Source organism: Pseudomonas syringae pv. cilantro (assembly GCF_001293775.1).
GTDB classification, from domain to species: Bacteria; Pseudomonadota; Gammaproteobacteria; order Pseudomonadales; family Pseudomonadaceae; genus Aquipseudomonas; species Aquipseudomonas syringae_P.
In genome coordinates, this window is the sequence record NZ_LGLN01000092.1 from 8,196 (window position 1) to 18,158 (window position 9,963).

At 62.2% G+C, this 9,963-nt stretch carries 3 protein-coding genes; 2 read left to right on the plus strand and 1 reads right to left on the minus strand.

The genetic code is table 11. The features are described from left to right. On the minus strand, nt 1–7,228 hold a 7,228-nt coding region (locus ABJ99_RS24890; RefSeq protein ID WP_054088063.1), incomplete at its 3' end, for a two-partner secretion domain-containing protein. Nucleotides 7,229–7,807: 579 nt separating this feature from the next. Between ABJ99_RS24890 and ABJ99_RS24895 the strand changes: the two genes are divergently transcribed. Together ABJ99_RS24895 and ABJ99_RS24900 are read left to right on the plus strand one after the other, a co-directional pair. Beyond that, a complete protein-coding gene (locus tag ABJ99_RS24895) occupies nt 7,808–9,634 on the plus strand; it encodes a sensor domain-containing phosphodiesterase (protein ID WP_054088064.1) in 1,827 nt (608 codons plus the stop codon). 91 nt (nt 9,635–9,725) lie between these two features. Beyond that, nucleotides 9,726–9,963: TSUP family transporter (locus tag ABJ99_RS24900; protein ID WP_230081086.1), on the plus strand; the 238-nt coding region annotated here is incomplete at its 3' end.

Genomic DNA, 9,963 nt, shown 5'->3' on the forward strand with positions numbered 1-9,963 from the left:
CCAGGTTTTTGTTGCCCGCAGCAGCGGCCAGATCAAACCCTTGCGACACCAGCGCTGAACCCAGGTTGTCTTTCAGGCTGCCGCCGTTGATGGCGGTGGAGATGCCGCTTTCGATAACCGCGTGCGTGCCGCTGCGCACGACCGCGTCCTGCGCCTTCTGCCAGCTGAGCCACTCTTTGGAGTAGCCAGGGTTTTGCACCGGCCCGGAGCCGATGACCTTCGCACCGTCGCCATTGGCCGGGCTCGCGCCCTGGAACCAGGTGCTGTCTGCGTAGTTCAACGCGCCAGCGGTCAGTGCGCCGATGGTGGCGTTTTTCAGGCTGTCGCTGCCGAAGGTGTCTTTCAGCGCGACGCCCAGGTTGCCTTTGTTGTTGATGACGCTGACCGCACCGGTGCTGGCCATGGAGGTCAGCGCGGCGGTGGCCATCATGTTGCCCAGGCCTGCGGCGGTGGCCGAGGTGGTGGCGGTGGCCGCTGTTGCAGCAGCCATGGTGCTACCGGCCCCCACTGCACTGCCCGCCGAAGCCGCCAGCGCGCTCGCCCCACCCGCCGTCACCACAGTGACGATGATGATCACCGCCAGCATCGCCGCCTGGCCCATGCCTGAGTTGCTGTACTTGAACGAGTCGTGAAGCTCTTTCACCTGCCGCCAATCCACATCCCCGCGCTGCTCGGCCGCTTTGAGCCACGCCAGTTGCGGGTCGGCCTTGACCATGGTGTCGATGGTCTGGCTGACGGTTTGCTGGTTGACCTGCTTGACGTCGATCTTCAGCCCGTTCACAGCCTGAATCACGGTCTGGCCCTGGGCGACCAGTTCGCTCTGGCGCAGTGTTTCGTCGGTGTTGCCTTTGCCCTTCATCGAGAACCAGGCCATGTCGCTTTTGCTCTTGGTATGGCTCTCGTCGTGCAGGTCTTTCACGCCTTCGAAGGTCACCGCGCCGCCGCTTTGCAGGGTCAGGTCCTTGCCGCTGTCGAGCTTGGCGACCTGATACAGCTGGTCGCCGTTGCTCGCCAGCGTGAGGTTGCCTGCGGTGCGGATTTCGGTGCCGACGTTGGTGGTCTGGGTGACTTCGTCGCGCTGGGCTTTTTTGGCCCCGAAGCTGCCCTTTTTCTTCATGTCGTACAGGGTGTGCGTGCTGTCCTGTGCAGCGAGCAGGCTCAGGGTGTTGCCGCTGTACAGGTACGCTTCGTTGCCGGCGGTGATTTTGCTGGCGACGAGTTTGGTGTCGCGCCCGGCCTGGGCGGTGAAGGTGTTGCCTGCGGTCAGTTCGCTGGCGAGCTGGGTGGTCTGGCCGTTCTCTTCGACGGTACGTGTCTTGTTGTGTTTGCTGCGGGTTTCGACGTTGTGCGAGTCGCTGGCCGAGCTGACGTTGAAGTCGCGGCCGGCGTTGATGGTCAGGTCGTTGCCGGCCTTGGCCTGGCTGGCGAGGACGTTGACGTCGCGCGCGGCGTCGATGTTCACGTTGCCACCGGCAGTGATCGTGGACGCAAGGTTCTTGACGTCGGTGGTCATGGTCGATTTACGACCGCCGGTGATGATTTGGTAATTTTTGCTGCTGTCGGTTTTGGCCAGCAGGTTGATGTCGTTGCCGGCCGTGAGCGACACGTCGCCACCGGCGCTCATCGCCCCGTAGTTGGTGATGTCGCGACCGGCGTTGAGGGCGAGATTTTCACGGGCGGTGATGGTGCTGCCGGTGTCGGTCACGGTGCGCATGCCGACGCCGTCACCGACCTGAATCGCCGTGCGGTCGTTGAGGATGTCGCCTTTGACAGCGGTAAGGCTGACACGCCCGCCACGGATTTCCCCGGCCATGGCGTTGCGAATGCTGTCCTGAGCGGTCATCTGCAGATTGTTGCCTGCGTCGACCAGGCCGCCCTGATAGATGCTGCCGCCACTGCTGACGTTGAGGTTGTTGCGGGCGCGCAGGGTGCCGACGTTGATCAGGTCGCCGCCGGAAATGAGGTTCAGGTCACGGCCCTGAATCAGGCTGTTGCCGCGCACGTTGCGCGAGTCGGCCTGGGCCAGGNGGGCCAGGTACAGCACGGGGACGAGGACTTTCTGGCCGTCGACGACGCGGTTTTCCATCCACACGATGTCGTGGGTCAGGGCGCTGACCTGTTCGCCGTTCAGCGAGACGCCGAGGCTGAGGTTCAGGGCGTCTTTGCTGGCGAGGGCGTTGTCCATCAGGTAGCGGTACTGATCGTAGTCGCTGCCCAGGCCGTCAGCGAGGAAGCGCTGGCCGGTTTGCGCCAGCACCGCGTCGCGGATCAGGCGCTGTTCGTAAAGGCCATCGCCCAGCCGACGCCAGTTGCTGTCGGGGTTGATGTTGAGGCGGTTGAGGAGGTAATCGGAGCCGAGAAACTGCGACAGGTTGGTCAGGTTCGGGTTGGTCTCGATCAGGTAGTTGCTGGTCGGATCGGGGTTGCGGATGAACAGCCCGTAGTCGCCCTTCGGCAACTGGAAGGTCGCGCCTGCAGTCGGGTCTACAGCGGCGAACGGAATGCCGCTGTAATCCACCGGGGTGAAGACGGTCTGCACACTGCCGTCGGCAGCCACGCGCTGCACTGGCTGGACGGACGCCACGCTGGCGGCGCTGGCATCGGTGGCCTGCTTGTTGATGGTGATGTCGAGCCCGCCGACCTTGAGGGCGGTCTGATCCTCGCCGAGGGTGCCGGTGAGTATTTCGGGGGTGTTGTTGGCCCGCAGCGAGCCGTTCTGCACGGTGCGCGCGACGTTCAGGTTGACCGTGCCGCCGGCTTGCAGCGTGGCGGCGTATTTGGGTTGCGGATCGTCGCTCCAGACGGTGACGTTGCTTTGCTCGATGAAGCGACTGTCGGTAGAGCGGCTTTTCAGCTCTTCAAAGCGTACCGGGTCGAAGTTGCCGGCTGCGACGGCGGCATTGAAGGCCGGGACGTCGATGAAATCCATCTGATCCCAGTAACCGGTGTTGACGCGGCCCTGTGCCCTGATCTTGATGGTGTTCTGCCCGGTGCGCTCGGAAGCGCCCTGATTGAGCAGATCGTTGGCGGTGATTGTCAGGTTGCCGTTGGCCGCCAGCAGGCTGTAGCGGTTCTGCACGTTGTCGGCCTGCACCTCGAGGTCTTTGCCGGCGACCAGGCGCGCCGACGGCGAGTCCTTGATGGCGCTTTCGACAAAGGTCTGGTTGATGGTGATGTGACCACGCTTGAACGAGTCGTGACCGCCGCAGTGCTGGCTGCACTGCCAGTCCAGGCTGCCGGTGACGATGCTCTGCCCCAGTTCGAACTCGGCCTTGGCGTTTTCCACGGCGGCGGCGTTAATGGCGATGGAGCCTTCGCTTTCCACGGTGCCGGACAGGTTGCTGAAGCGCTGCGCGGCGCTGCCGTCGAGGTTGGCCACGCTCAGGTCGCCACGGCTGTAGACGTCGCCGTACAGGTTGCTGAACGTGCCGGTGCGCAACGCCATGGCGCCGCCGCTGAACAGCAGCGAGTCGGCGCTGTTGGTGATGGCGTTGCCGGCATTGAGGTTGACGTTGCCTTGCGCGCCCAGCGTGCCGCGGTTGTCGATCTGTGCCGCGTCGATGCGCAGGTTCTGGCGCGCGGTCAGGTAGCCCAGGTTGTCGAGGGTGCCGCTGAGGTTCAGGCGTGTGTCGCTGCCCGCGCCGATGCGCCCGCCGTTCTGGCTGACGTTGTTGGCGGTGAGGGTCAGCAGGTTCTGCGCGGACAGACGGCCACTGTTGGTCAGGTCGCCGTTCAGGTTGAGGGTCAGGTCGCCATCGCTGAGCAGTTCACCAGCGTTGTTGAGGCTGTTCAGGTTGAGGGTCAGGCCGCTGCCGCTGGCCAGCCGGTCACCGGCCAGTAGCGCCAGCGAATCGCTGGTGTAGGTCAGTGCGTTGTTGAGCTGCACGTTGCCCAGCCCGTCAACGGCGCCGAAATTCCAGTCGCCGCTGCCCAGTGCAGTAATGCTGCCGCCCGCGCCGGTGACGCGATTGAAATCCAGCGTCAGCAGGCCGGTGTTGGCGTGCTCGATGCTGCCGGCGCGGTTGTCCAGCGCATCGGCTTTGAGCGCAAAATCGGTGTTGCCGACTTCGATACGGCCGTTCTGGTTGGTGATGCTGTCGGCGAAATCGAAGGTGCTGGTGTCAGTGCTCAACGCCCGCAGTGCGCTGGTGCCCGTGTTGTTGAGGCCGGTGCTGTTATTGACCCGGTTGCCCAAGGCACTCAATTGCCCCGAGGTGTTGTCCAGCGAGCCGCCTTGCAGCGTGAGCGTGGTGTTGGATTCGATCAGGCCGCCCCGGTTGATCAGGTTGGCGGCGGTGAGGTTGACGCTGTCGCCGCTGAGCTGGCTGCCGTTGGTGTTCGACAGCGTGGTGCCGGTCGACACGAGCGCGGTTCTGGCGAAGAGTTTGCCTGCATCGCTGGTCAGCGAATCCACGCTCAGGGTCAGGCTGTCGACCAGGCTGGAGACCATGCCCGCTTTGCTGCCGTCGCTGCTGGTGTCCAGCGAACCGGCGGTGATCTGCACGGTGTCGCCCTGAATCGTCCCGCCGACGTTGCTGACCGTGCCGTTGCCCAGCTCCAGCCGGGTGGTGCCACCACTCGCGAGCAGCGTACCGCCGTTGTTATCCAGCGTGCTGCCGGTGTAGACCAGCCCGCCGCTGCCTGCGACCAATTGGCCCTGCTGGCCGTTGCGCAAGGTGGTGGCTTGCAGGCTCAGCTGATTGCCACGAATGCTGCCGCCCTGATTGTCGAGCTCGGACGCACCGCTGATGGTGACCAGACGACTGCCCGCATCGACGATGCCGGTCAGGTTGCTCAGCAGGTTGCTGACTGTCAGGGTCACGTCGCCGCCACTGCTGACCACTGCGCCATTGCTGTCGTTGATCAGGCGCGGCGCGTCGATCCGAACGCTCTGGCCAAGCAGCGTACCGGCGCTGTTGTCCAGCCATGTGCCGCTGACCTGCAGGTCACCGTCACTCTGGATCTGACCGCTGCTGTTGAGCAACTGCGCCTGGCTTGCCGTCGGGGCGAAGCGCAGGGCCATGCCTTGCGCTCCGGCGGCCAGCAGGCCCTGCTCGCGGTTGTCGAGACCGGCGGCACTCAGGTCGATGCGGTCACCGACGATCCTGCCGCCACGGTTATCGATCTGCGCGCCCGGCGCGCTGACGTTGACGCCCGCTCCCAGCACGCTGCCGCTGCGGTTATCCAGACCTGTGGCATTGAGACCGAGGTTGCCGGTGACCGCCAGTAGGCGGCCGCTCTGGTTGAGCACATTACCGCCGGTGACGCTCAGCAGGTTCTGCGCTTGAACAGTGCCGCCGGTGTTATCCAGCGTGTCGCGCGCGGTCACATTTGCATCGCCTGCACGGGCTGACAGCAGGCCGGAGCGGTTATCGAGCGTGGTGGACGCGATGGTCAGTCGGTTACCGTCGATCTGACCGGCACTGTTATCCAGCGCACCTGCACTGATCGCCAGGTTGCCACCCGATGCCTGAATCAGGCCGCCACGGTTGTCGATCTGCGCTCCCGGCGCCGTCACGTCGATGCCCGCCCCCAGCAAGCTGCCGCTCTGGTTGACGACAGTGCCACCCGCAATACTCAGCAGGTTCTGCGCCTGAACGGTGCCGCCGCTGTTGTCCAGCGTGGTGCCCGCCGTCACCCGTGCATCGCCCGCTCGCGCCGACAGCAGACCGGAGCGATTATTCAGCGTTGTGGAGGCGACCGTGAGGCTATCGGCGTCGATCTGACCGCCGCTGTTATCCAGCGCACCTGCGCTGATCGCCAGGCTGCCGCCTGCTGCCTGAATCAGGCCGTCGCGGTTGTCGAGGCTTTCCAGTTGCAAGCTGGCCGCTTGCCCGGTCGCGAAGCGGATCACGCCAGACAGGTTGACGATGGCCGGGGTGGAGATGAACAGCGACTGTTCGCCGACGAGACGTGCCGCCACTCCCTGATTGGTGATCTGGCCGCTGGCCAGGTTGACTGCGACGCCTTGCACCACGCCCTGGTTATTGAGGGTTTGTGCCGCATTGACGGTCAGCGCGCGGCTGGCTTCGATATTGCCGGTGTTGGCGACCACTGGCGCGCTGATCGTGACGTCACCCGTCGCATTGCGGCTGTTGTCGGCTTCGATGCCCGAGGCGATGGTGCCCGCATTAGTCACTTTGCCAGCGTTGATCTCGACCCGCTCGCGTGCCGCCAGGCTTTGCTGGTTGACCAGCTCGCCGGGGGTGCGCACGTTGATGCTGCTCGCGTAGGTTTTGCCGGTCATTTCGACGCTGGGCGCGTTGACGTTCAGCGCGCCCTGCGCCGAGGCCTGCGCCATGTTCAGGTGGCCGTTGGCGTCGATCTGGATATCGCCGCCGCTGGCAGCCATGTTGCCCGCCGTCTTCACGCCGACGCCCTGCTCGGTGCCGACCAGCCTGATCGCATTGGCGTACATGCCGCCCAGCGCCGAGGAATCAATCGCCAGTTGCGGTTTGTCGGCAGCATTGCCGGCACGCGCCGTGGTCGCCAGCGTGTCGTCGTTGACGTCGTTGGCGCCGGTAATGACGTTCAGTTGTTTTGCGTAGATATCAGCGTTGATCTTCGCCGAACGGGTGATCAGGTCGAACTGATCGACAGCACTCGCATCCAGGCCTTTGCCGTCGATGCTGATGCTGCCGCCGTCCACTGCGAAGTGATCGAGCTTGCCGTTCGCATCCAGCACGGGCGTGCCGGTGCTGAGGGTGACGCGTGGGGTATTGATGAAGCCGCAGCCGTTGCAACTCACGCCATACGGGTTGGCAACGATAACCCGCGCCGCCTGCCCGGCCACTTCGGTGTAGCCGTTGAGCTGGCTGGCATTGGCGCCAGTTACTTCATTAAGGATGGTGCTGGCGGCACGCCCGCCCAACTGGCTGTTGCCGAGAATATTGCCGCCCAGTTGGGTGGCTTGTACGGCGTTGGTCGCGTTGTTGAGAATCACACCCTTGCTGTCGACGTTGTACTGCTGGTACTGGTTGTGCGACAGCCCTGCCCCGTTGGGTGCAGCAATGTTGATCACCGGCACGCCATTGCCGGCCTGGCCCACGGAAGTGTTGGTGGTGCCGCTGACCGCGATGCCTTCGGCCTGCGCCCAGACCGGTTGCCAGAACATGACGTTCGCCAGCAGCAATGCCAGCAGGCGTTTGGGCATCCCCATGAAGTTGGCGCGCGGAGCCACCTGAGCCGAAGGCTGGCGCGACAGAAATTCAAATTGGCGAACGTCCATATTCAAGGTCTCGGAGCAGGTCTGGATAGTTGAAAACAGCCCACACGGGCATGATTCACGATCACCCTGGCGGATGAGCATGAGGTCACTGAAGCAGGGAACGGATTCACGCCTGCGAGCTGTGTAAACGATCACGCAGGACAGTTACTGGATGGCGCGTGCAAGGTTGCGGGTCGCAAAAATCGCTGTACGACCCATAAGACAGTGCAACCCGATTGTAAAAATTGTCGCAATTTGTATCAGATGCGACAAAGACCTTTCGCAAACCGAAAAATTCCCCATCGGCACGAATATTCGTGAAGTACTTCACACTAATGAACCAGGCGAGGAATGAAGTGCGCAGTTGCAACGCTGATTTGCATTGATTCACTCTCAAGCGACGAACGGTAATGGCTATAAAGCCCCGAAAATAATAGGGCACAGCCTTGTTCGCCGGGCTTGTAGGACAAAACCCCCTCAAAAAAGCCATGTTTCGGCCGACTAACTGTTTGTCGCGCGCCTGTAGTCGAAATTCTTTCGTCTGTTAAAGTGAGTCTCGTGATGTCAAATAGTCATCATTGAGCACCCAGCGAGAATTCTATGAACGCCAGCGCCCCTATCCCGATGAATGAAACGCAACGCCTGTTGCGCATCAGGGAGCTGTGTGTGCTGGAAGACACCTCAGACGATGTACTGGACGAAATCGTGGCGATGACCGCTGCATTCTTTCAGTCCCCCATCGCACTGGTCTCCATCGTTGACGAAAATCGTCAGTGGTTTCGCGCCAGGGTTGGCCTTAAGGCCAGGGAGACGCCGCGCAACGTGTCTTTCTGTGCGTACACGATTCTTTCAGACACATTGTTCGAGGTCCCCAACGCAACGCTCGACGAACGTTTCGTGAACAACGGTCTGGTCACCGGGCATCCTGACATTCGCTATTACGCTGGCGCCCCGCTGATCACCGATGACGGCCTGGCGCTGGGCAGCCTGTGCGTGATCGACACCCAGCCTCGCGAGCCGATGACTGCGCATCAGACGAAGATGCTCATGGGCTTTGCGTCCTTGGTCATGAAGCGCATCGTCAGCCTGCGGCTCAGCTGCTTCATCGACCAGCCTACCGGTTTGTATAATCGGTCGCGTCTGGAGGAAGACATTCATCAGGCGCTGGCATCCGGTATCGATTACCAGTTGGTGGCGGTGGACATGATCTCTTCCACCTTCCTGAACGACATCGTCAAGGCGCTGGGTTACAGCTTTTCCCAGGACATGGTGACGGAGATCAAGAACCGTCTGGAGAGCCTGTTGCCGTCGGGCTGCCCGCTGTACAAAGTCAGCCCTACGCGCTTCGGTTTTCTGTTGCCTCACGACCATGTGCCTGAACATCTGTTTCGCACCATCCTGCAAAACTTCGAGACGCCCGTAGAGTGCCGGGGTATTCCGGTGCAGATGCAGGTGGGCCTTGGCGTCGTGAGCCTGAACCGCGAGCCGAATAATAATGACCAGGACTGGATGCGCATGGTCATCAGCGCGGCCGACGACGCGCGTGACCGTGACCTCGGCTGGGCGATGTACGAACCGCACTACGATGCCGCGCAACAGCGTGCGTTCAAATTGCTCAGCTCACTGACCACCGCCGTGCATGCTCACGATCAGCTGCGTCTGGTTTACCAGCCGCGCATCGACCTGAATACCGGCCTGTGCACCTCGGTGGAAGCCTTGCTGCGCTGGAACCATCCGACGCTTGGGCCCATCGGGCCGGCCGAGTTCGTCCCGCTGGCCGAAAAGACGGCCCTGATGCGCCCGCTGAGTCTGTGGGTTCTGAAGAGTGCAATCGAACAGGCGGCAAGCTGGCAGCAGGAAGGATTCGACTTCCGTATAGCCATCAACGTGAGCCCGGAAGACCTCACCGGCCCGGCCTTTACCGACCGGATGATTCGCCTGTTGGGTCAGCACAAGATCGACCCTACCCGGTTCGAGCTGGAGTTCACCGAAGGTGCCTTGATGCACAATCCGGCTGAAGTGCGCCATCAGCTGGAACGCATGCGTCAGATGGGCATGGATGTGGCGATCGATGACTTCGGCACGGGCTACAGCAACTGGAATTATCTGCGCCAGTTGCCCGCCACCACGGTCAAGCTGGACCAGTCCCTGATTCGCAATCTGGCGTCGGACAAGACTGATCAGCGGCTGGTCAAGGCCTTGATCGGCCTGGCCAAAAAGCTGGGCTATTGCGTCGTGGCGGAAGGCATCGAGACCGATGAAATTCGCCGACTGGTCAAGCAATGGGGTTGCGATGAGGGGCAAGGTTATCTGATTGCCAAACCGATGGAAGCCAACGCGCTGGTGGACTGGCTCGGCCCGACCCGTCGCTTGCAAAGCGTTGCCGAAGCCGCCGAAGCGGCTGTCATCCGCGACAAGCGGTTATAACCTTAGATCACTTCGTCATAACCATTTCGGACTCAAGTCGTTATGCTTCCCGGCACTTTTTGCCTGATGCATTGGTTTGACAAGGTTGGTTATGGAAGCGGGTAATCTGGGGTTTGTCGTTGCAGGGCTGGTGGTCGGATTTATCGTGGGTATGACGGGCGTCGGCGGCGGCTCGTTGATGACGCCGATCCTGCTGTGGTTTGGTATCAATCCGGCGACCGCCGTGGGTACGGACCTGCTGTATGCCGCGATTACCGGGGGTGTCAGAAATTTTGTGTTTGGGCATAACATGAGTAAGAGGTGCATGTATGCCAACCAAAAAGAAACCC